This is a genomic window from Pseudomonas sp. FP1742, assembly GCF_030687145.1.
GTDB classification, from domain to species: domain Bacteria; phylum Pseudomonadota; class Gammaproteobacteria; order Pseudomonadales; family Pseudomonadaceae; genus Aquipseudomonas; species Aquipseudomonas frederiksbergensis_D.
Window position 1 is genome coordinate 2,081,130 of sequence record NZ_CP117460.1, and the last position, 22,814, is coordinate 2,103,943.

Here is a 22,814-nt window from a genome sequence, read left to right on the forward strand (position 1 = left end):
GAAATCATGACAAGTGCCGGTAAGACCGGCACCTAATTATCTGTAGCTTAGCCTTTTGCCAGCAGCGGGCGAAAGCTTTGCCGACGTGCCGGCATCAGTTCGCAACAAATGTTGTGCAGAGTGCTTCGACATTGAAATTGCCGGCCTTCTGTAGCCTCAAGTCAGGTAGAATGCGCGCCCGGTTTTTGGAGAAGCTCATGACCCTGCTCAAATTCAGCGATGTGTCCCTTGCTTTCGGCGCTATGCCGTTGTTGGACAAGGTGTCCTGGCAGATCGCCCGTGGTGAGCGGGTGTGCATCATCGGCCGCAACGGCACTGGCAAGTCCAGCATGATGAAGCTCGTCAAGGGCGACCAGAGGCCTGACGATGGCTCCGTTTGGCGCGCACCCGGCCTCAAGATCGGCGAATTGCCGCAAGAATTGCCGGTAGCCGACGAGCGGACCGTGTTCGACGTGGTGGCCGAAGGCCTGGATGGTGTCGGCGAGTTGCTCGCGCAATATCACCACCTGAGCCAGAACATCGTCACCGACGCCGATCTGGACAAACTGATGCACGTCCAGCACGACCTCGAAGCCCGCGATGGCTGGCGCTTGCAGCAACTGGTCGACAGCACCTTGAGCCGTCTGCAGTTGCCGGCCGACAAGACCCTCGCCGAATTGTCCGGCGGCTGGCGTCGTCGCGTCCTGCTGGCCCAGGCCCTGGTTTCCGAACCGGACCTGCTGCTGCTCGATGAGCCGACCAACCACCTGGATATCGGTGCCATTGCCTGGCTTGAAGAAGCGCTGAAGGATTTCCAGGGCGCCGTGCTGTTCATCACGCACGACCGTTCATTCCTGCAGAACCTGGCAACCCGCATCCTGGAACTGGATCGCGGCGGCTTGATCGACTGGAATGGCGATTACGCCAGCTTCCTCGTGCACAAAGAAGCCACACTGGCCGCTGAAGAAACCGCCAACGCGCTGTTCGATAAAAAGCTGGCCCAGGAAGAAGTCTGGATCCGCCAGGGCATCAAGGCGCGTCGCACCCGTAACGAAGGCCGTGTCCGCGCACTGAAAGCCCTGCGCGTCGAGCGTAGCGAGCGTCGTGAGCGCACCGGCAAGGCCAATATCCAGCTCGATACCGCCGACAAGTCCGGCAAGCAGGTGATGGTGCTCGAGAACGTGAGCTTCGCTCACCCGGGCGGCCCGTTCCTGATCAAGGATTTCTCGATGGTCCTGCAGCGCGGCGACCGCATTGGTCTGCTGGGTGCCAACGGTACCGGCAAGACCACGCTGTTGAAGCTGATGCTCAATGGTCTGCAACCGACCAGCGGCACAGTGGAAGAGGGGACGCGCATCGACGTGGCCTACTTCGACCAGTTGCGCCATCAGCTGGACCTGGAAAAGACCGTGATCGACAACGTGGCCGAAGGTCGCGACTTTATCGATATCGACGGTCAGAGCCGACACGTGCTGAGCTACCTCGGCGACTTCCTGTTCAGCCCGCAGCGTGCCCGCACGCCGGTCAAGGCGTTGTCGGGTGGTGAGCGTGCCCGTCTGTTGCTGGCCAAGCTGTTCAGCAAACCGGCGAACCTGCTGGTGCTTGACGAGCCGACCAACGACCTGGACGTGGAAACCCTCGAATTGCTGGAAGAGGTCTTGCTGACCTTCAACGGCACCGTGCTGATGGTCAGCCACGACCGGGCATTCCTCGATAACGTGGTCACCAGCACCCTGGTCTTCGAAGGTGAAGGCAAGGTTCGCGAATATGTTGGCGGTTATCAGGACTGGCTGCGTCAGGGGGGCTCGCCGCGCCTGCTGGGCGTGACCGAGAGCAAGTCCGGCAAGGCCGACCTGAACTCGGCAGTGGTGACGGCCGAACCTGCGCCGGTGGCTGCGGTGGAAACACCAGCGCCGGCGGCTAAAAAGAAGCTCAGCTACAAGTTGCAGCGTGAGCTGGAAGCCTTGCCGGGTCAGATCGAAGCCATGGAGCAGCAGATCGCAGTGGTTGAAGCGCAAATGGCGGATGCCGGCTTCTATCAGCGCCCTCCTGCCGAGACGGCTGCGGTGATCGCTCAGCTTGAGCAGTTACAAGCAGAACTCGACGTGATGGTCGAGCGCTGGGCCGAGCTGGATGCCTGATTGATCCGGCTATAAAAAAAGCCCGGCTTCACTCGTGTGAATGCCGGGTTTTTCGTAGGGTATGCAATCTGGAAATCGTTAAAGATCCAATGTGGGAGCGGGCTTGCTCGCGAAGGCGTCATAACATTCAACATCTTTGGTGATTGTCAGTTCACTTTCGCGAGCAAGCCCGCTCCCACAGGGTTTTATGTAGTCAGCTTTTTTGCAGGCGCACCGCAAGTACATCGCAAGGCGCGCCGTGCAGCACATCATTGGCGGTGGAGCCCAGCAATAGCGCCAGGCCATGTCGACCATGACTGCCCACCACGATCAGGTCGCACGTTTGCTCCTTGGCGAGGTGATGAATCTCCTGGCGCGGCTGGCCGTAGGTCAAGTGGCTGTATTCCTTGGAGAGCTCCGGGTATTTCACGATCAACCGTTCAAGGCGCTCCTTGGCCTGATCGAACTGTTGCTGTTGCAATTGGGAAAGGTCCATCGGCACGTCGCCGCCAAAGGCCATGGCCATCGGCTCGACAATATGCACCAGAGACAGCTTCGCACCATTGCTCACCGAGAGTTCGCGAGCGCGGTGGATTACAGGATCGCACTCTTCGGTTAGATCTACAGCGACCAGAATGTGGTGGTAGGGCATGAGGTGCTCCTCCTGAGGATTGCAACATTGGTAAGTATGGCTGGTTTCAAGCGCATTGGTTTCAAAGTGACCCAATGGGCTCATCAAGAATCGGGAGTACAGATATGACGGTCTGGATAGTGGTGTCAATCCTGCTGGTGGTGCTGAGCCCGCTGGCCTGGTTGCGACCGTCTCGTGCCCAGAGCGGTCGCATGGCCCTGCGCATGGAGGCGCGACGCATTGGCCTTGCCATGCAACTGGCGCCCCAGGAGTGGCCGCACTGGCTGAGCCAGGAGCCGCCAAGCCCTTGCGCCCAGTACCATCGGCCGCGTCGTGGCACGCAACCGGCGTGCTGGAGCTATTGGCAGAAGGCGCCCGGTGTGTGGGTCAATCAGTGGCAGGAGGTTTGCGAGGATGGAGCGTTACTGAATCATTTCGAAAAATTGCCTGCCAATGTCTACAAGATCGAGGCAGACAAGCAAATGATTGCCCTGTATTGGGGCGAGAAGGGCGAAGCGGAGGTTCTGCAGCAGATCGACGCCACGCTCAAGGCGCTCGCCTGAACCTCGATCTGCAGGCAATAAAAAGCCCGACATCATCATCGGGCTGGGGGTGGCCAGGCAGGCCGGTAATTCTTTGTGGCACAGATCTTACGCTGGGCATTCGTCAAAGCGTTCAAATTTTTTCTTCAGGGTCCCGCCAGCGTAGCTTGTTAAACACAGGCTGCCGCAAATTAGGGCGACTTTTCTAACTATTGATTCTATGAATGGCCTCACATGCATCAGCGTGTTGCAGGGCTTCGTGGTACGGAAGTGACCGGAAAGTCGCGTTTCAACCAGTATTTTGGGCGATTGACAATTGCCGGAAATTCCGTGAAGGTGACACACCCAAATCAAACGGGCGTATGAATTGAGCGTTTGTATTACACATCGCTCCTACAGAATCCCGACTATCGCGTTGGCGGGTGTGCCGGGTGAGTTGGCGTTAGCATTGACGATAAACGTCCTTGCCGAGCCAGTCGCCTGCGTCCGACGTGTACTGTTCAGCTTCCATATCGTGGAGATCAGTTGATGATTTACGAAGGTAAAGCCATCACGGTTAAGGCTCTTGAAAGTGGCATCGTCGAACTGAAATTCGACCTCAAGGGTGAGTCCGTCAACAAGTTCAACCGTCTTACCCTGAACGAATTGCGTCAGGCCGTAGACACCATCAAGGCAGATGCTTCGATCAAGGGTGTGATCGTCAGCAGTGGCAAGGACGTGTTCATCGTCGGCGCCGACATCACCGAATTCGTCGACAACTTCAAGCTGCCGGATGCAGAGCTTGTTGCTGGCAACCTCGAAGCCAACAGGATTTTCAGCGATTTCGAAGACCTCAACGTCCCGACTGTCGCCGCGATCAATGGCATCGCACTGGGCGGCGGTCTGGAAATGTGCCTGGCGGCAGATTTCCGCGTCATGGCCAGCACCGCCAAAATCGGTCTGCCGGAAGTCAAGCTGGGCATCTACCCGGGCTTCGGCGGTACCGTGCGCCTGCCGCGCATCATCGGTGCCGACAACGCCATCGAATGGATTGCCGCCGGTAAGGAAAACCGCGCCGAAGACGCACTGAAAGTCGGTGCCGTCGACGCCGTGGTCGACTCGCAGAAGTTGCACGAAGCGGCGCTGAACCTGATCAAGGGCGCCATCTCCGGCGAGTTTGACTACAAGGCCAAGCGTCAGCCGAAGCTCGAAAAACTCAAGCTCAACGCCATCGAGCAAATGATGTCGTTTGAAACCGCCAAAGGTTTCGTGGCCGGTCAAGCAGGCCCGAACTACCCGGCTCCGGTTGAAGCGATCAAGACCATCCAGAAAGCCGCGAACTTCGGTCGCGACAAGGCGCTGGAAGTCGAAGCTGCCGGCTTCGTCAAACTGGCCAAGACCTCTGCCGCGCAGAGCCTGATCGGTCTGTTCCTGAACGATCAGGAACTGAAGAAAAAGGCCAAGGCCTACGACGAAATCGCCAAGGACGTGAAGCAGGCCGCCGTATTGGGCGCCGGCATCATGGGCGGCGGTATCGCTTATCAGTCGGCCTCCAAAGGCACGCCGATCCTGATGAAGGACATCAACGAGCACGGCATCGAGCAAGGTCTGGCCGAAGCCGCCAAATTGCTGGTGGGCCGCGTTGATAAAGGTCGCATGACCCCGGCGAAGATGGCCGAAGTGCTCAATGGCATTCGTCCGACCCTGTCCTACGGCGATTTCGGTCACGTCGACCTGGTCGTCGAAGCTGTTGTCGAGAACCCGAAGGTCAAGCAAGCCGTTCTGGCCGAAGTCGAAGACAAGGTCAAAGAGGACACCATCCTCGCATCCAACACCTCGACCATTTCCATCACCTTGTTGGCCAAAGCCCTCAAGCGTCCGGAAAACTTCGTCGGCATGCACTTCTTCAACCCGGTGCACATGATGCCGCTGGTTGAGGTGATCCGTGGCGAGAAGTCCAGCGAAGTGGCCGTTGCCACCACCGTTGCCTACGCCAAGAAAATGGGCAAGAACCCGATCGTCGTCAACGACTGCCCGGGCTTCCTGGTCAACCGCGTGCTGTTCCCGTACTTCGGCGGTTTCGCCAAGCTGGTCAGCGCCGGTGTGGACTTCGTTCGCATCGACAAGGTCATGGAAAAATTCGGCTGGCCGATGGGCCCGGCATACCTGATGGACGTGGTCGGCATCGACACCGGCCACCACGGTCGTGACGTCATGGCCGAAGGCTTCCCGGATCGCATGAAGGACGATCGCCGTTCGGCCGTCGACGTGCTCTACGAAGCCAAGCGCCTGGGCCAGAAAAATGGCAAGGGCTTCTACGCCTACGAGACCGACAAGCGCGGCAAGCAGAAGAAAGTCGCCGATCCGTCGGTGCTGGAAGTGCTCAAGCCGATCGTGTTCGAACAGCGCGAAGTCACTGACGAAGACATCATCAACTGGATGATGATCCCGCTGTGCCTGGAAACCGTGCGTTGCCTGGAAGACGGTATTGTCGAGACCGCCGCCGAAGCCGACATGGGTCTGGTCTACGGTATCGGTTTCCCTCCATTCCGTGGCGGTGCGCTGCGCTACATCGATTCGATCGGTGTGGCAGAGTTCGTTGCCCTGGCTGACCAGTACGCTGATTTGGGCGCGCTGTACCACCCGACCGCGAAGCTGCGTGAAATGGCCAAAAACGGTCAGAGCTTCTTCGGTTAAGCGCCCACACTAGAGCGAGAGTGAACGTATATGAGCTTGAATCCTAGAGACGTCGTGATTGTCGACTTCGGTCGTACGCCGATGGGCCGCTCCAAGGGCGGCATGCACCGCAACACCCGCGCTGAAGACATGTCGGCGCACCTGATCAGCAAGTTGCTGGAACGCAACGTCAAGGTCGACCCGAGCGAAGTCGAAGACGTGATCTGGGGCTGTGTGAACCAGACCCTGGAGCAGGGTTGGAACATCGCCCGCATGGCGTCCCTGATGACTCAGATCCCGCACACCTCGGCCGGCCAGACCGTCAGCCGTCTGTGTGGCTCGTCGATGAGTGCGCTGCACACTGCCGCGCAAGCAATCATGACCGGCAACGGTGACGTGTTCGTCGTTGGCGGCGTCGAGCATATGGGTCATGTGAGCATGATGCACGGTGTCGATCCGAACCCGCACATGTCCCTGTACGCGGCGAAAGCCTCGGGCATGATGGGCCTGACCGCGGAAATGCTTGGCAAAATGCACGGCATTACTCGCGAACAGCAGGACGCCTTTGGCGTGCGCTCCCACCAACTCGCCCACAAGGCGACCGTGGAAGGCAAGTTCAAGGACGAAATCATCCCGATGCAGGGCTACGACGAGAACGGTTTCCTGAAGCTGTTCGACTACGACGAAACCATTCGTCCGGAAACCACCCTGGAAAGCCTGGCGGCTCTCAAGCCAGCGTTTAATCCGAAGGGCGGCACCGTGACCGCCGGTACTTCGTCGCAGATCACCGACGGTGCTTCGTGCATGATCGTGATGTCGGCGCAGCGTGCGCAGGATCTGGGCATCCAGCCGATGGCGGTGATTCGCTCGATGGCAGTGGCAGGTGTGGACCCGGCGATCATGGGCTATGGTCCAGTACCGGCAACGCAGAAAGCACTGAAGCGCGCGGGCCTTGGAATCAACGATATCGACTTCTTCGAGCTCAACGAAGCTTTCGCCGCACAGGCCCTGCCAGTGCTGAAAGATTTGAAAGTGCTCGACAAGATGAACGAGAAGGTTAACCTGCACGGCGGCGCGATCGCCCTGGGTCACCCGTTCGGTTGCTCCGGTGCCCGTATCTCCGGCACTTTGCTGAACGTGATGAAGCAAAATGGCGGCACCTTCGGGGTGGCTACCATGTGCATTGGTCTCGGCCAAGGTATCTCCACCGTCTTCGAACGCGTTTAAGCGTTCGTTGATGGAAGCCGGGGCCAAGTGCCCCGGTTTTTGTTTTTCCGGATTTATTTTTGTTTTTATTTTGAAAAGATTTGAGTGAGGGCCAAAGCATGCCGATACAACCTGGGCTCTACGAACATTACAAAGGTCCGCAGTACCGCGTATTCGCTGTTGCGCGGCATTCGGAAACCGAAGAGGAAGTGGTCTTCTACCAAGCCCTGTATGGCGATTACGGCTTTTGGGTGCGTCCCTTGAGCATGTTCCTGGAGTCGGTCGAGGTTGACGGCGAACAGGTGCCACGCTTTGCTTTGGTGCAAGCCGAACCGAGCATTTTTCCTCAGCCATAAGGGGAGTGCGCGCAGAACCCTGCGCTTGACCTCACCTTGTAGCCACTATATATAGCGGTGCCGCGTCAGGCGCCAACCGCCTTTCACTTCTAGAATTCAGGAATTTTCTGATCCATGGGCAAATCGCTGGTCATTGTGGAATCCCCGGCTAAGGCCAAGACCATCAACAAGTATCTGGGTAACCAATACGTGGTGAAGTCGAGTATCGGCCATATCCGAGACCTGCCCACCAGCGGTTCGGCTAGCGCCAGCAAAGAGCCAGCCGCCAAGCGCGGCAAGGCCGCCGCAGGTGAAGGTCCGGTGCTCACGCCGAAAGAGAAAGCGCGCAAGCAGCTGGTCTCGCGCATGGGTGTCGATCCCGATCATGGCTGGAAAGCCAAGTACGAGATCCTCCCGGGCAAGGAAAAAGTCATCGAAGAGCTGCGCCGGCTCGCCAAAGATGCTGACACCATCTATCTCGCAACCGACTTGGACCGCGAGGGGGAAGCCATTGCCTGGCACCTGCGCGAAGCCATCGGTGGTGACGACAGCCGCTACAAGCGCGTGGTGTTCAACGAAATCACCAAAAAAGCGATCCAGGAAGCTTTCTCCCAACCGGGCGAGCTGGACATCGATCGCGTAAACGCTCAGCAGGCGCGTCGTTTCCTCGACCGCGTGGTGGGTTATATGGTCTCGCCTCTTCTCTGGGCCAAGGTCGCCCGTGGCCTGTCCGCCGGTCGCGTACAATCGGTTGCGGTGAAGCTGGTGGTCGAGCGTGAGCGTGAAATCCGCGCGTTCAACCCGGAAGAGTACTGGGAAGTTCACGCCGACCTCGGCACCACCAAGGGCGCGACCGTGCGTTTCGACGTGGCTCGCGAGAAAGGCGAAGCCTTCAAGCCGCTCAACGAAGCCCAGGCCATGGCCGCGCTGGAAAAGCTCAAGGCTTCCAGCTACAGCATCGTCAAGCGCGAAGACAAGCCGACCAGCAGCAAGCCTTCGGCACCGTTCATTACCTCCACCCTGCAACAGGCCGCGAGCAACCGCCTGGGGTTCGGTGTGAAGAAAACCATGATGATGGCCCAGCGTCTGTACGAAGCCGGCTACATCACCTATATGCGTACCGACTCCACCAACCTTTCGACCGATGCCGTGGCGATGGCGCGTACTTATATTGAAGGCGAATTCGGCAAGAAATACCTGCCGGAAACCCCGAACGTCTACAGCAGCAAAGAAGGCGCGCAAGAGGCTCACGAAGCGATTCGTCCGTCTGACGCCAATACCGAGCCAAGCAAGCTGTCGGGCATGGAGCGTGATGCCGAGCGGCTTTACGAGCTGATCTGGCGCCAGTTCCTCGCCTGCCAGATGCTGCCGGCCCAATACCTGTCGACCACAGTCACCGTCGGTGCCGGGGACTTCGAGCTGCGCGCCAAGGGCCGCATCCTGAAGTTCGACGGTTACACCCGCGTCATGCCGCAAATCACCAAGCCAGGCGATGATGACGTGCTGCCAGACATGGCTCAGGGCGACGCGATGAAGCTGATCAAGCTTGATCCGACCCAGCACTTCACCAAGCCGCCGGCGCGTTACTCGGAAGCGAGCCTGGTAAAGGAAATGGAAAAACGCGGCATCGGTCGTCCTTCGACCTACGCGGCGATCATTTCGACCATCCAGGACCGCGGCTACGTGGCGCTGCACAACCGTCGTTTCTATTCGGAAAAGATGGGCGACATCGTCACAGAGCGTCTGGCCGAGAGCTTCTCCAATCTCATGGACTACGGCTTCACCGCCGGCATGGAGGAGAATCTCGATGACGTGGCCCAGGGCGAGCGCGACTGGAAAAACGTGCTCGACGAATTCTACGGCGACTTCAAGAAAAAACTCGAAGTAGCCGAAAGCGCCGAAGGCGGCATGCGTGCCAACCAGCCGGTGATGACTGATATTCCTTGTGTAGTGTGCGGTCGTCCGATGCAGATTCGTACTGCATCGACCGGTGTGTTCCTTGGTTGCTCGGGCTACAGCCTGCCGCCGAAAGAACGCTGCAAAGCCACCGTCAACCTGGTGCCGGGCGACGAAATCGCTGCGGACGACGAGGGTGAGTCGGAGTCGCTGGTTCTGCGCGGCAAGCACCGTTGCCCGATCTGCAGCACGGCAATGGATGCTTACCTGCTCGACGAAAAGCGCAAGCTGCACATCTGTGGTAATAACCCGGATTGCGCAGGTTACGAGATCGAAGAGGGTACTTACCGCATCAAGGGCTACGAAGGTCCGAGCCTGGAGTGCGACAAGTGCGGCAGCGAGATGCAGCTCAAGACCGGCCGTTTCGGCAAGTTCTTCGGTTGCACCAACCCGACGTGCAAGAACACCCGCAAGCTGCTGAAAAGCGGTGACGCGGCGCCGCCGAAGATGGACCCGGTGAAGATGCCTGAGCTCAAATGCGAAAAGGTCAACGACACCTACATCCTGCGCGACGGTGCTTCGGGCCTGTTCCTGGCGGCCAGCCAGTTCCCGAAAAACCGCGAGACCCGTGCGCCATTGGTCATGGAGATCGTGCCGCACAAGGATGAGATCGATCCGAAGTACCACTTCCTCTGCGAAGCGCCGAAGAAAGATCCAGACGGCCTGCCAGCGGTGATCCGTTACAGCCGCAAGACCAAAGAGCAATACGTGCAGACAGAAGTCGACGGTAAGCCGACTGGCTGGAAGGCGTATTACGATGGCGGTAAGTGGACGGTTGAAGACAAGCGTCCAGCAGCCAAGGCTTAAAAGCCGCTGTACACAAAAAGCCGCATGACAACCCTCGGGTTTTCATGCGGCCTTTTTGTTTTGGGCTTGCGGTGAGCTTGGGTGATCCACGACACTGTCTGATCTGTGTGAAGCAATTATTTCGTTGTGGAGGCTGCCGTCATGGCCCACGAACTCTATACCCGTACCAACCAGAAGATTTATTTCGCCGGCCTGTCGCTGGAAGCGCTCGCCAAGGCAGAAGAGGGGCGGGCGATGAACTCCCTGGCGCTGATTCAGGCCGGGCGCGAATCGGCGTTGTTTCACCTGTACGGAGCGCTGTTGGGGTTGTGCCATGAAATCGCCGGTTTCTATCGCCTGCCTCAGGCCAATGCGCCGCGGGCAGAGATGCTGCTGACCCGTGAAGTGCTCGAAACCATCGCTATTCCGGAAATGGCCGAGATGGTCGAGTTGGCGCAGAACCCTGAAACATGGCTGGCCAAGCTGCTGTCGGCTTATGCCGCACTGTTTCAACCGCCTCGCGCTCCGCACAAGCCTAAGGGCGATGTGACACAGCCGCTCATTCTGGCGGTCAATCTGGATGAAGAAGAAGCGCCTGAGGAGCTGAGCCGCGAAGAGTTGGAGAGCTGGCGCCAGAACCTGAAAAGCCTGGCGATCCGGTTTCGTGACGGGCTGAACGAGTGTTGAGCGATTGAGTGATTGGCGAATGGTCCGCTCAAGATAGCGTGCTGTAAGAAAATTCTCTTCGTGATGGCATCTGGTCAAGATCCCGAGCGAAGCTTGGCCGATGCCTATATAATCCCCGCCTTTCGTGGAGAACAGACCTTTATGCCAACGTCCTTTCTAGAAATTGTCGAGTTACCAGACGGCCGAATCGAGCTGCGTAGGGCTGAGGACGAGGGTTCTCTGGTTACTTTGGATTTCTCCGAGGATGCCAAGGCTTTCCTGCAAGGCCAGCACGTTGAAGTCGCCAAGGCGATGTTGAGCGTCGGTGTTCAGATGGCAGGGCGCCTGGTCGAAGGCGAATTTGATAAGGAAGAGGGGCCACGGGTTCTTCATTGATCCCGCCCGTCGGAATTTGCGGACACCTCTACAGATCGGCTTCTCTATCCTTGGAGAAGCCCCGCGCTGTTCAGCGCGCACAGTGTTTATCACCTAACCCAATCGAATATTCAGGCTTTGCGCATCCCCGGTACGGGCGGCGCTGATCAGCTGCTGCCGCGACGATGTGCTCAACGGATTTAGCCAACTGACGACCGTATGGCTGCGACCAAGTCGCAAGGCTTCACAGGTCAGCTGCTGAGCGCTCTGTGTGCCGCGTGGTTGCAGCAGCAGAATGCGTTCACGGTTCAGGCCGGCGTCCCGCAACCAGGCCTGGGTCAGGCTGGCGGGCGGGGCGATCAGAGTCAGCCAGCGAGCATCCTGATCCTGACTCAGTTCCCTGAGAATCGGTGCCAGAAGGTTCAGGCAGTTCCCGGCCGCGCCGCGCAGTGACAGCTCGCTGAAGACTTCGGGCTCGGCGCTCCAGGGCGACTCGACCACGTCTTTCAGGATCGGCGCCAGCGGCTGCGCCATGAATGCCTCGAACAATGGCAATTGGGCTTGCTGTGAGGTGTGTGGGAACTGCATAAAGCCTCCTTTAGCGGCGAATCACGCCGACGCTCAAGCCTTCGATCACCAGTTCCTGATCTTTCAGGTTGACTTCGATAGGGGCGAATTCAGGGTTTTCGGCAATCAACCAGACTTTGCTGCCATCGCGCTTGAAGCGCTTGACGGTCACTTCGTCGCCAATCCGTGCCACCACGATCTGACCGTTACGGGCTTCACGGGTGGTATGGACGGCCAGCAGGTCGCCGTCGAAAATGCCGACGTCCTTCATGCTCATGCCATGGACCCGCAATAGATAGTCAGCGCGAGGGTGGAAGAACGAAGGGTTGATGTTGCAGGATTCTTCGATGTGCTGCTGGGCGAGGATCGGCGCGCCTGCCGCCACTCGGCCGATGATCGGCAGGCTGGATTCGTCGGCCTTGGCTTCGAAGCCGGGGATGCGAATGCCACGGGAGGCGCCCGGGGTCATCTCGATTGCACCCTTGCGGGCCAGGGCCTTGAGGTGTTCTTCCGCCGCATTGGGCGACTTGAAGCCCAGTTCCTGAGCGATTTCCGCGCGGGTGGGCGGGTAGCCGTTGTCTTCGAGGCAGCGTTTGATGAAGGCCAGAATCTCTGCTTGGCGTGGCGTCAGCTTTAGCATATTGATCGCTCTGTCTTTTTATACAGTGACTGGGATTATATACAGTGAACAGGTCTTGGCAATGCCCCTTTTTTTTCCGGCCGCTGGACGGTCATTCTGCTCACTGATTGAAGCTGCGCCGTTGTATGGTTAAATAGCTGACCGACCATTCCGAAAACGAACCGCCAGACTTGACAAGGCCTGGGCTGAAACGTATGTTTCAAACAAGTGTTTGTCAGGCGGAGTAGCCATGGCCCAGTCGGAAACCGTTGAACGCATTCTCGATGCTGCCGAGCAGTTGTTCGCGGAAAAAGGTTTCGCTGAAACCTCGTTGCGTCTGATCACCAGCAAGGCCGGTGTCAATCTGGCGGCGGTGAACTATCACTTCGGATCGAAGAAGGCGCTGATTCAGGCCGTATTCTCGCGTTTTCTCGGGCCGTTCTGCATCAGTCTCGATAAAGAGCTGGAGCGCCGTCAGGCCAAGCCGGAGAACAAACCGACCCTCGAAGAGCTGCTGGAGATCCTCGTCGAGCAAGCCCTGGTGGTGCAGCCACGCAGTGGCAACGACCTGTCCATTTTCATGCGTTTGCTGGGGCTGGCCTTCAGTCAGAGCCAAGGGCACTTGCGTCGTTATCTGGAAGATATGTACGGCAAGGTTTTCCGTCGCTACATGATGCTGGTCAACGAGGCCGCGCCGCGCATTCCGCCGATCGAACTGTTCTGGCGCGTGCACTTCATGCTCGGTGCTGCGGCGTTCAGCATGTCGGGGATCAAAGCCTTGCGTGCGATCGCCGAGACCGATTTCGGCGTCAACACCTCCATCGAACAAGTGATGCGCCTGATGGTGCCTTTCCTGGCCGCGGGCATGCGTGCCGAAACCGGTGTCACCGATACCGCCATGGCCACTGCGCAACTGCGTCCGCGCAGCAAATCGACCCCGGTGGCCGCCAAGGTTTAACCGCACACGGGTGGGCGCGGCAGCTGACATCCGCTAAGCTAGCCGCCCATGCCGACTCTCGTTCTGAACCCGCTCCTCATTGATATCGCCGACCTGCCAGGCCTAGCCTTTGGCGGCGAATTCGTGCGAGCCGGGTTTATCGTAATCAAGGAATCTCTATGACTGCTGGCCTGCAAGGCTCGTTGATGGTGGACGTCGCCGGTACCTGGCTGACGGCTGAAGATCGCCAATTGTTGCGCCAGCCCGAAGTGGGCGGCCTGATCATTTTTGCGCGCAACATCGAACACCCGCGTCAGGTGCGCGAGTTGAGCGCCGCGATCCGCGCCATTCGACCCGATCTGCTGCTGGCGGTGGATCAGGAGGGCGGTCGGGTTCAGCGACTGCGTCAGGGCTTCGTCCGACTGCCAGCCATGCGCGCCATCGCCGACAACCCGAATGCCGAATACCTGGCCGAGCAGTGCGGCTGGATCATGGCGACCGAAGTGCTCGCGGTCGGCCTCGACCTGAGCTTCGCGCCGGTACTGGACCTCGACTACCAGCGCAGTGCGGTGGTTGGCACCCGTTCGTTCGAAAGCGATCCAGAGCGCGCCGCCTTGCTCGCCGGTGCGTTCATCCGCGGCATGAACAGCGCCGGAATGGCTGCCACTGGCAAGCATTTCCCCGGTCATGGCTGGGCCGAGGCCGATTCCCACGTTGCGATTCCCAACGATGAGCGCAGTCTTGATGAGATCCGCGCCAACGACCTGGTGCCGTTCGCGCGATTGAGCAAACAACTGGCGGCGGTCATGCCGGCCCACGTTATTTACCCACAAGTCGATTCCCAGCCTGCCGGTTTCTCCCGTCGCTGGTTGCAGGACATCCTGCGCGGCGAGCTGCAGTTCGATGGCGTGATCTTCAGTGACGACCTGTCGATGGCCGGTGCGCACGTGGTGGGCGATGCCGCCAGTCGCATCGAGGCGGCCTTGACCGCCGGTTGCGACATGGGCCTGGTGTGCAACGACCGCGCGGCGGCCGAGTTGGCCTTGAGTGCCGCCCAGCGGTTGAAGGTCAAGCCTTCGGCGCGTATTGCGCGGATGCGTGGGCAGGCATATGCCACCACCGAATACCGTCAAGACCCGCGCTGGCTGACGGCCATTGGCGCACTCAAAGAAGCTCAATTGATTGATTAAGGATTTTTCGTAATGACGGTTTACGCGATTATCGGTGGCACCGGCCTGACTCAACTCGAAGGCTTGAGCATTCGTCAGTCATTGGCGGTGGACACCCCTTACGGCGCGCCTTCGGCCGAGGTGCAGATCGGTGAGTACGCTGGCAAGGAAGTGCTGTTTCTCGCGCGTCACGGGCATCCACACCGTTTTCCGCCGCATCAGGTGAACTACCGCGCCAACCTGTGGGCCTTGAAGCAGGCCGGTGCCGAAGCGATTCTCGCGGTCAACGCCGTGGGCGGGATTCATGCCGCGATGGGCACCGGGCATTTCTGCGTGCCGCATCAATTGATCGACTACACCAGCGGCCGCCAACACACCTATTTCGCCGATGACCTGGAACAGGTTACACACATCGACTTCAGCTACCCCTACAGCGAATCCCTGCGTCAGCAATTGATCGCGGCGTTGGCGGCTGAAGGCGTCGGCTATAGCAGTCATGGCGTGTACGCTTGCACCCAGGGGCCGCGTCTGGAAACGGTCGCTGAAATCGCGAAGCTGGAACGTGACGGTTGTGACATCGTCGGCATGACCGGTATGCCGGAAGCCGCATTGGCACGCGAGCTGGAACTGGATTACGCCTGTCTGGCGCTGGTGGTAAACCCGGCGGCGGGCAAATCGACGGCGGTGATTACCATGGCCGAGATCGAACAGGCATTGCATGACGGGATGGGCAAAGTGAAGTCGACGTTGGCGCGGGTATTGAAAGGCTAAGCTCGTTTCAGTCATGACCAGATCGTGAAATACAAGCGCCGTAAGGCACTTGCCATCGCCCTGACGTTAACGTAAAGATTGCGGCAGGGCGCTGATCTTAAAAAAGCGCAGGGCGGACCGATCCGGAGCGCTTGATGACGCTAATAAAAACAACCTCCCCCAAGCTGCACCGCGAAGCTCGATTGGCGCGGGAAAAACTGCATCTCGAAGGCGCCGTCCCCGATGGCGTGTTGCGAGCGGAAATCGATGCGTCGTGGCGGCGCAGCCTCAGCCACGGTGTGCATTTCAATGCCAAGCATGAGCTGGCGCTGGAATCGGCCGCCAGCCTCGACGTGCTGCTGGAGAGCAACCGGTTGTTGATCGATGCGGCGATACCGGCCATCGACTATCTGGCCGAGCGTCAGGGCAAGGAAGGGCTTATCATCCTGGCCAGTTCCGACGCCACCATCCTCGCCGTCGAAGGTCGCGCCGACCGTTTCAAGGGCAGCGGCCTGCAAGACATCACCCTCGGCACCTGCTGGAGCGAAGCCGCTCGCGGCACCAATGCGCTGGGCACCGCGCTGGTGGAAGCCCGGCCGACGATGATCGATTGTGGCGAACATTACCTCGATCGTCTGACCGATTTTTCCTGCACCTCGGTGCCGATTTATTGCCCCCAAGGCGACATCCTCGGCGTGCTCGACCTGACCCGCGAAGGCCCGCTCGGCCGCGTTCACGACAGCACCGCGCTGCTGGCCATGGCTGTCAGCCAGATCGAAAGTCGCGTGTTCAACGCCAGCTATCCGGACCAGATCGTGCTGGCCTTCCACAGCCGTCGGCAATACCTCGAATCCCCTTGGCAGGGCTTACTGGCGGTGAGCCTCGGCGGGCAGATTCTCGCGGTCAGTGCCCAGGCCTGCCAGTTGCTGCATGCCGAACGCTCGGCGCTGGTCGGTCGGCGCTGCGAAGAGTTTCTGGGCGTCGATGGCCTGCAACTGTTGTCGCGTCTGCATCAGGGCGGCATCGGCAGCTTGCAAACCGCCAAAGGCGAATTCTTCTACAAAACCCTGCGGGCACCGCAGCGGTCGATCAACGTCAGCACCCCGGCGCGCACCCCAGCCAAAACTGTCAAACCGCAACCCGATCTCGAATCCCTGGCCGGCAGCAATGCCCGTTATGCCCGGGCCTTGCGCATGGCCCGCCAAGGCCTGGCCAATCAACTGCCGGTGTTGTTGCTGGGCGAAACCGGCACCGGTAAAGAAGTCGTTGCCCGGGCGCTGCACATGGCCGGAACGCGCTGCGACAAACCCTTCATCGCGGTGAACTGCGCGGCCATTCCTGAAGGCCTGATCGAGTCGGAGCTGTTCGGCTACCGCGAAGGCGCGTTCACCGGTTCCCGTCGCGGGGGCATGATCGGTCGCTTGCAACAGGCCCATGGCGGCACCTTGTTTCTCGATGAAATCGGCGACATGCCGCTGGCCCTGCAAGCCCGGCTCTTGCGCGTGCTGCAAGACCGTAAAGTCGCCCCGCTGGGTGCCGGCGAAGAGCAAGACATCGATGTGGCGCTGATCTGCGCCACTCACCGCGACCTCAAGCGTCTGGTGGAAGACAAACACTTCCGTGAAGACTTGTTCTACCGGGTCAATGGCATCAGCGTGATGCTTCCGGCGCTGCGTGAGCGTGACGATTTCAGCGGCCTGGTCGATCGTTTGCTGGGCAAACTCGACGCACCGACCGTCGTCTTGCATGACGATTTGAGTCGCTTGCTCGGCGGCTATCACTGGCCGGGCAACATCCGCCAACTGGAGATGGTGTTGCGCACCGCGCTGGCCATGCGCGAGCCGGGAGACACCGTGCTCACCCTCGACCATTTGCCCGACAGCATGCTCGACGAATTGACTGCCGGCGAACGTCCCCAGAGCGGCAGTATTCGTGAACATGAACTGGAGCTGATCCGCCAGTCCCTGGACGCTCACCAAGGCAACGTCTCGGCCGCCGCCGATGCCTTGGGCATCAGCCGCGCGACCCTGTACCGTAAGCTCAAGCAGTTGCGCTCGTGATGCAGCGCCTGATCGTGCGGCTGATCGACAGCCAGAACCCCGCCGCCCTGCAAGCGGCGTTGCGCTGGCTGTACAGCTTCGTGCGGCCCCATCGGCTGGCGATTGCCGGGCTGCTCGGGTTGTCGGTCTGTGCCTCGTCGCTGGTGCTGGTACAGCCCTGGCTGACCAAACTGCTGATCGACGACGGTCTGCTGGCACGCAACTTTCCAATGCTGGTGCTGATCGCCGGGTTGATGATCGTCGCCGGGTTGTTGGGGACGGCACTGTCGGGCATCAATCGATACCTGCACACGCGACTGTCCGGACGGATTCTGTTTGCCCTGCGCGATGACCTTTATCGGCATTTGCAGAGGCTCTCGCCGGGTTTCTACGGCCAGCGGCGCATCGGCGATCTGATGTCGCGCCTCGATGGCGATGTCGCGGAGATCCAGCGCTTTGCCGTGGACTCGCTGTTCTCTGCGGTGTCGAGCGTGATCGGTCTGGTGGTGGCCGTGGCGATGCTGGTGACCCTGTCGTGGAAACTGTCGCTGCTGGCCCTGGTGCTGATTCCGCTCGACGTGCTCTGGCTACGCTGGATGCGGCGTAAGGTCGAGCGGGATGTGCGGCAGTTGCGCGAGCGTTCGGCGGACATGTCGTCGTTCATGGTCGAGACCTTGCCGGTGATGAAATTCATCCAGTCCGCCGGCCAGCAACAGCGAGAAGCGCGGCGGCTGGAGGGGTTGGGCCACGGGTATATGAGCCAGTTGTTGCGCCTGCAAGTCACCGAGTTTTTCACCCAAGCGGTGCCCGGCACGCTGACCTCGCTGTCGCGGGCCTGTGCTTTTTTGATTGGCGGTTATTGGGTGGTGCAAGGGACTTGGCAGTTGGGCGCGCTGATCGCGTTTTCGACTTATCTGGGCATGGCGGTCGGCCCGGTTCAGAGCCTGCTCGGGCTCTATGTGGCGATTCAACGGATGACCGTCAGCCTCGGGCGGGTCATGGAGTTGCGCGGTGAAGAGCCGACCGTCCTCACGCCGGTTACGCCACAGCCGATGCCGACCTCTGGCGAGTTGCGCTTCGACGACGTGCACTTCAGCCATCCTGGCCGCCCGACGACCTTGCGTGGCATCGAGGCGCGCATTCCTTATGGTTTGAAAGTCGCCCTGAGCGGCGGCTCCGGTGTCGGAAAATCGACCCTGATCGACCTGTTGCAGCGCCACCACGATCCGCAGTCCGGTCGGGTGTTGCTCGGTGAGGTCGATCTGCGGGAACTGGACCTGTTCCAGCTGCGTCGGCGGATTGCCGTGGTCAGCCAGGACATCGTGCTGTTTCGCGGCAGCCTCGCCGACAACCTGGCTTACGCTGTGCCGGACGCCAGTCGCGAAGCGATTACCGAAGTCGCGCGGCTGGCGCAGCTCGACAGCCTGATCGAGTCGTTGCCCGAAGGCCTCGACAGCCCTTTGGGCGAACGCGGCCAGCAGTTGTCCGGCGGGCAAAAACAACGCATCGCCATTGCCCGGGCGCTGTTGCAGGACCCGTTGATTCTGGTGCTGGACGAAGCGACCTCGGCGGTCGACGAGGCCACTGAACGTGAAGTGATCGAGGCGATCGACCGACTGTTTGCCGGGCGTACGCGGATTCTGATCAGCCATCGTCCCTCGACCCTGGCCGATGCCGATCTGCGCTTTGAATTGCTGGACGGGGTGCTCACCTCAAAAACGGTGCAGCATGAAGCCTGAGCTGCGGATTGGCGTGGTGGACAGCGGTCACTCGGCAGCGCAACGGGTGCAAGTGGTTGCCGGTCGGCGGTTCTCGCTTCTTGAGGATGGGCTGGCGGAAAGTGAGTTACGCGATGACCCGCTTGGTCACGGTAGCGCAGTGATTGAGGCCATCGGCCGACGGGCGCCTTCGGCGGTTTTTTGCGTGGCCCAGGTGTTCGACCAGCGCGGGGTCACCAGCGCCTTGCAGATCGCCACCGCGATTGACTGGCTGGTGGCGCAGGATGTGCGGTTGATCAATTTGAGCCTCGGTTTGCGGCAGGATCGCAGTCTGTTGCGTGAAGCCTGCGCGGCAGCGATGGCACGAGGTGTGTTGCTCTGTGCATCCGCCCCGGCCCAGGGCGAAGGGGTGTTTCCGGCCAATTATCCGCAGGTGCTGCGGGTCACTGGTGATGCGCGTTGCGCCGAGCAGGAATGGTCGTGGCTCGACAGCGCCCAGGCGGACTTCGCCGCGTGTGTTCACGGCACCTACCCGGGGCAGTCCGGCGCGAGCCTCGGCTGTGCGGCATTGAGCGGGCACATCGCAAGCTTCCTCGTGGCAAACCCCGAGGCGAGCAACGAACAGGTGGTTGCCTGGCTGCGGGAGAATGCCCGTTATCGTGGTCCTGAACGGCGCGTTGGCGCATGACGGCGATTGTCATTCTGGGCGCCGGGCCTGCGGGGGCGGCGGTGGCCCTGGGGCTGCGACGGCTCGGGTACGCCGTGACGCTGGTCAGTGAATGGCGGCGGTTTGCCGCGCTGGAAGGGGTTTCCGTGCGGGTGCTGGATGCGTTGCGCGGTGCGGGGCTGCATCAAGCGTTGGCGGACGCGACGCTGCCTTCCCAGCGGCAGGTGTCCTGGAACGGTCGGCAGCATGCGCAGAACATCGAATTTCTACTGGATCGGCCGAGCTTTGATCGAGGCTTGCGCGAGGATTTGCGGCTGGCCGGTGTCGAGCTGATCGAAGGCCGGGTGCTGACGGTGCAGTCGTCGGCAGCGGGGCATCGAATCGACATTGAAGGGCGCGAAGCGCTGGTCGCGGATTTTCTGGTGGAGGCCCGTGGACGCCGGGCGCCGGTCCTCGGCAAAGGCCGGCGCGGGCCGGAGACGCTCAGCTTGCTCAATCGTTGGCAGGGCGCGCCGGGCGCCACCGCCAGCGCCGTGGAAAGCCTTCAGGACGGTTGGGCGTGGATGGCGCGGCGAGCCGACGGCCAGTGCTATTGGCAATGGACGGTGGACGTGGCCAGCGCCGAGCTGCCGGGCAAGGCCATGTTGCTCGATTACTGCCGTCAGCGGCGCCAGGGTTCGGCGGTGGCCCGGGCGTTTTTCGGGAATGAACCGGAAACCGATCTGCACCTGCATGCGCGCAGCAGCACGGCGATTTTGTCGTCACGGGTGTGCGGCGATCACTGGATTCGGGTCGGTGATGCGGCGATGGCGGTGGACCCGCTGTCGGGCAACGGCATCTTTCAATCATTGTCTTCGGCGTTGCAGGCTCCGACGGTGATCAATACGTTGTTGCGCAAACCAGAGCGGGCATTGCTGGCACAGCGTTTTCATCAGCAGCGGGTCGAGCAGTTGTTTTTGCGTTTTGCGCGGATTGGCCGGGACTTTTATGCCGATGAGCAGCGCTGGCCGGAGCAGCCGTTCTGGCAGGCGCGACGGCAATGGCCGGATGCACAAGTGGCCCATGCCGAGGCGGATTTTTCCTCGCTGAGGATTGAGCGAGCGCCGGTGTTGCGTGATGGTTTTGTGGATGAGGCCGAGGTGGTGATTACGGCGGATCAGCCACTGGGGATCTGGCATGTGCAAGGGGTTGAGCTGGCGCCGTTGGTGCGACGGTTGCGCAGCGCGCCGGCCGAGCAGGTGCTGGCCGGGCTGACGGTGGAACAGGGGAGGATGGTTCGCGGTTGGTTGTTGGCTCAGGGGTATAAGCCCTGATAGTTGAGGCGCCCGAGAGGGCGCCGCTATTACAACTTGATCAACACCGACTTCAACTCGGTGTAATGCTCGATCGCCGCATACCCCATCTCACGTCCGACCCCCGACATCTTGTAGCCGCCAAACGGCAGTGCCGGGTCCAGGGCGCTGTGGCAGTTGACCCATACTGAACCTGATTTGATTCGCGGAATCATCCGGTGCACCGCCGCCAGATCATTCGACCAGATACTCGCCCCCAGCCCATAAGGGCTGTCATTGGCCATGCGCAACGCATCGGCTTCATCATCGAACGGAATCGCCACCAGCACCGGGCCGAAGATTTCCTCCTGCACCAATGAGTGCCGCTGATCGACGTCGACGATCACCGTCGGTTTGACGAAATACCCCGGCCCGAATTGCTCACCGCCGCAGGCGATGGTCGCGCCGCTTTCCCGGCCCATTTCGATGTAGCGGTAAACCCGTTCCTGTTGACGCGCGGAGATCAACGGGCCCATTTCAACACTCGGGTCCAGGCCGTTGCCCAGCTTCATGGCGTTGGCAATGTCGCTGATGTCCGCCACCACGTTGTCGAAATGCTTGCGCTGTACATACAGCCGGGAGCCGGCGCAGCAGACCTGGCCCTGGTTGAAGAAAATCGCGCTGGCGGCACCCGCGGCGGCGGTCTTGAGGTCGGCATCGGCCATGACGATGGTCGGCGACTTGCCGCCCAGTTCCAGGGTGACCCGGGTCATGGAGTCCATGGCGATTTTGCCGATCTGCTTGCCCACGGCGGTGGAGCCGGTGAAGGTCAGTTTGTCGACCAGCGGGTTGTGGGTCAGGGCGGAGCCCGCGGTGATGCCGGTGCCGGTGACCACGTTGAACACACCCTCGGGGTAACCGGCTTCGAGCACCAGTTCGGCGAGTTTCAGGGCGGTCAGCGGGGTTTCGTCGGCGGGTTTGAGCACCACGGTGCAACCGGTGGCCAGGGCCGGGCCGAGTTTCCAGCAGGCCAGCAGCAGCGGGAAGTTCCAGGCGACGATGGCGCCGACCACACCCACCGCTTCGCGACGGATGAAACTGTGGAACTGATCGTCGGGCATCAGCGGCAACGACACGTCAACGCTGGAGCCTTCGATCTTGGTCGCCCAGCCGGCCATGTAGCGCAGGAAATCGATGGACAACTGCACGTCCATCACTTGGGCCACGGCCGCGCTTTTACCGTTGTTCAGGCATTCGAGTTGCGCCAGCAGTTCGGCGTCGCGCTGCATCAGGTCGGCGAGTTTCCACAACAGGTTTTGCCGCTCCCGGGGGCGAGTGCGGGTCCAGGGCGAATCGTCGAAGGCCTGGCGGGCGGCAAGCACCGCGCGGTCGACATCCTCGGGCGTGGCCCGTGGCACTGAGCACAGCACCTCGCCGGTGGCCGGGTTGTGCAGGGGCATGGTCTGGCCGTCGGCGGCCTCGACCCAGTCACCTCCAATGAGCATGCGCGGTGCGCGCTGGATGAACGCCGAGGTGGCGGGAAGCAAATAAGGGAGGGGCATGGCAAGACCTCTTGTTGTGCGGGAAAACGGGAGCTTGCTCACTGTTTGGCAATGGCTGTGCCAAGTGTCGGGAAGGGGCTGATCGCCCAGTGTCGGCGGGGTTTTGAGTGATGCGAGGGGGCGGGCGACTCGCTTGGAGGTGTCGCAAATCGCGACAGCCCGATGAGACGACGAGCAACCTGTCACAGTCTTGAGACACCCGCTATTGAGGACTAGAATTTTCAGGCTAAAGGGTGAAATGACGGAGCATTTGCCCGGCATCCA

General features: G+C 60.5%; 19 protein-coding genes. 15 read left to right on the top strand and 4 right to left on the bottom strand.

Annotation, left to right across the window (positions count from 1 at the left end):
* Window positions 1-197: 197 nt before the first annotated feature.
* A complete protein-coding gene (locus PSH64_RS09375; RefSeq protein ID WP_105339565.1) occupies window positions 198-2,120 on the top strand; it encodes an ATP-binding cassette domain-containing protein in 1,923 nt (640 codons plus the stop codon).
* Between the two features lie 193 nt (window positions 2,121-2,313).
* Here the strand turns inward: PSH64_RS09375 and PSH64_RS09380 are convergent, their stop codons facing one another.
* The gene (locus tag PSH64_RS09380) at window positions 2,314-2,751 is read right to left on the bottom strand and encodes a universal stress protein (RefSeq protein ID WP_105339564.1); all 438 of its coding nucleotides are present in this window, start codon (window positions 2,749-2,751) and stop codon (window positions 2,314-2,316) included.
* Window positions 2,752-2,855: 104 nt separating this feature from the next.
* Here PSH64_RS09380 and PSH64_RS09385 point away from each other — a divergent pair, with 104 nt between their 5' ends.
* The 7 genes from PSH64_RS09385 (at window position 2,856) to PSH64_RS09415 (ending at window position 11,272) form a co-directional block, all read left to right on the top strand.
* Window positions 2,856-3,293 (top strand): hypothetical protein, encoded by a 438-nt coding sequence (locus PSH64_RS09385; RefSeq protein ID WP_105339563.1) that lies wholly within the window; start codon window positions 2,856-2,858, stop codon window positions 3,291-3,293.
* Window positions 3,294-3,800: 507 nt separating this feature from the next.
* Window positions 3,801-5,948 (top strand): fatty acid oxidation complex subunit alpha FadB, encoded by a 2,148-nt coding sequence (gene fadB, locus PSH64_RS09390; RefSeq protein ID WP_105339562.1) that lies wholly within the window; start codon window positions 3,801-3,803, stop codon window positions 5,946-5,948.
* Between the two features lie 30 nt (window positions 5,949-5,978).
* Entirely contained in the window at window positions 5,979-7,154 is a 1,176-nt protein-coding gene (gene fadA / locus PSH64_RS09395) for an acetyl-CoA C-acyltransferase FadA (RefSeq protein WP_105339561.1), read from the top strand.
* 98 nt (window positions 7,155-7,252) lie between these two features.
* Window positions 7,253-7,489: a DUF1653 domain-containing protein gene (locus tag PSH64_RS09400; RefSeq protein WP_105339560.1), complete on the top strand. Its 237-nt coding sequence runs from the start codon at window positions 7,253-7,255 to the stop codon at window positions 7,487-7,489.
* 114 nt (window positions 7,490-7,603) lie between these two features.
* Window positions 7,604-10,231, top strand: coding sequence for a type I DNA topoisomerase (gene topA, locus PSH64_RS09405; RefSeq protein ID WP_105339559.1), 2,628 nt, complete (start codon window positions 7,604-7,606; stop codon window positions 10,229-10,231).
* 141 nt (window positions 10,232-10,372) lie between these two features.
* On the top strand, window positions 10,373-10,897 hold the full coding sequence (locus PSH64_RS09410) for a DUF6586 family protein (RefSeq protein ID WP_105339558.1): 525 nt from the start codon (window positions 10,373-10,375) through the stop codon (window positions 10,895-10,897).
* Between the two features lie 141 nt (window positions 10,898-11,038).
* Window positions 11,039-11,272, top strand: a complete 234-nt coding sequence (locus PSH64_RS09415) for a hypothetical protein (protein WP_007933173.1) — start codon at window positions 11,039-11,041, stop codon at window positions 11,270-11,272.
* Window positions 11,273-11,365: 93 nt separating this feature from the next.
* Here the strand turns inward: PSH64_RS09415 and sulA are convergent, their stop codons facing one another.
* The gene (sulA, locus tag PSH64_RS09420; protein WP_007933172.1) at window positions 11,366-11,839 is read right to left on the bottom strand and encodes an SOS-induced cell division inhibitor SulA; all 474 of its coding nucleotides are present in this window, start codon (window positions 11,837-11,839) and stop codon (window positions 11,366-11,368) included.
* 10 nt (window positions 11,840-11,849) lie between these two features.
* The gene (gene lexA, locus PSH64_RS09425; protein WP_007907770.1) at window positions 11,850-12,458 is read right to left on the bottom strand and encodes a transcriptional repressor LexA; all 609 of its coding nucleotides are present in this window, start codon (window positions 12,456-12,458) and stop codon (window positions 11,850-11,852) included.
* 229 nt (window positions 12,459-12,687) lie between these two features.
* Between lexA and PSH64_RS09430 the strand changes: the two genes are divergently transcribed.
* From PSH64_RS09430 to PSH64_RS09460, 7 genes are all read left to right on the top strand, one after another.
* Entirely contained in the window at window positions 12,688-13,395 is a 708-nt protein-coding gene (locus tag PSH64_RS09430) for a TetR/AcrR family transcriptional regulator (protein ID WP_105339557.1), read from the top strand.
* Window positions 13,396-13,565: 170 nt separating this feature from the next.
* Window positions 13,566-14,564, top strand: a complete 999-nt coding sequence (gene nagZ, locus PSH64_RS09435) for a beta-N-acetylhexosaminidase (protein WP_305481127.1) — start codon at window positions 13,566-13,568, stop codon at window positions 14,562-14,564.
* Between the two features lie 12 nt (window positions 14,565-14,576).
* On the top strand, window positions 14,577-15,314 hold the full coding sequence (locus PSH64_RS09440) for an S-methyl-5'-thioinosine phosphorylase (RefSeq protein WP_105339555.1): 738 nt from the start codon (window positions 14,577-14,579) through the stop codon (window positions 15,312-15,314).
* Window positions 15,315-15,448: 134 nt separating this feature from the next.
* Window positions 15,449-17,353, top strand: coding sequence for a sigma-54-dependent Fis family transcriptional regulator (locus PSH64_RS09445; protein ID WP_305480511.1), 1,905 nt, complete (start codon window positions 15,449-15,451; stop codon window positions 17,351-17,353).
* Window positions 17,353-19,071, top strand: coding sequence for an ABC transporter ATP-binding protein (locus tag PSH64_RS09450; protein ID WP_305480512.1), 1,719 nt, complete (start codon window positions 17,353-17,355; stop codon window positions 19,069-19,071). Before PSH64_RS09445 ends, PSH64_RS09450 begins: the two co-directional genes overlap by 1 nt.
* Window positions 19,061-19,738 (top strand): S8 family serine peptidase, encoded by a 678-nt coding sequence (locus tag PSH64_RS09455; RefSeq protein ID WP_305480513.1) that lies wholly within the window; start codon window positions 19,061-19,063, stop codon window positions 19,736-19,738. The genes PSH64_RS09450 and PSH64_RS09455 overlap by 11 nt, the downstream gene beginning before the upstream one ends.
* On the top strand, window positions 19,735-21,030 hold the full coding sequence (locus tag PSH64_RS09460) for an FAD-dependent monooxygenase (RefSeq protein ID WP_305480514.1): 1,296 nt from the start codon (window positions 19,735-19,737) through the stop codon (window positions 21,028-21,030). The genes PSH64_RS09455 and PSH64_RS09460 overlap by 4 nt, the downstream gene beginning before the upstream one ends.
* A gap of 29 nt (window positions 21,031-21,059) precedes the next feature.
* Here PSH64_RS09460 and PSH64_RS09465 read toward each other — a convergent pair whose 3' ends face one another.
* A complete protein-coding gene (locus tag PSH64_RS09465) occupies window positions 21,060-22,550 on the bottom strand; it encodes an aldehyde dehydrogenase (RefSeq protein ID WP_305480515.1) in 1,491 nt (496 codons plus the stop codon).
* Between the last annotated feature and the right edge of the window lie 264 nt (window positions 22,551-22,814).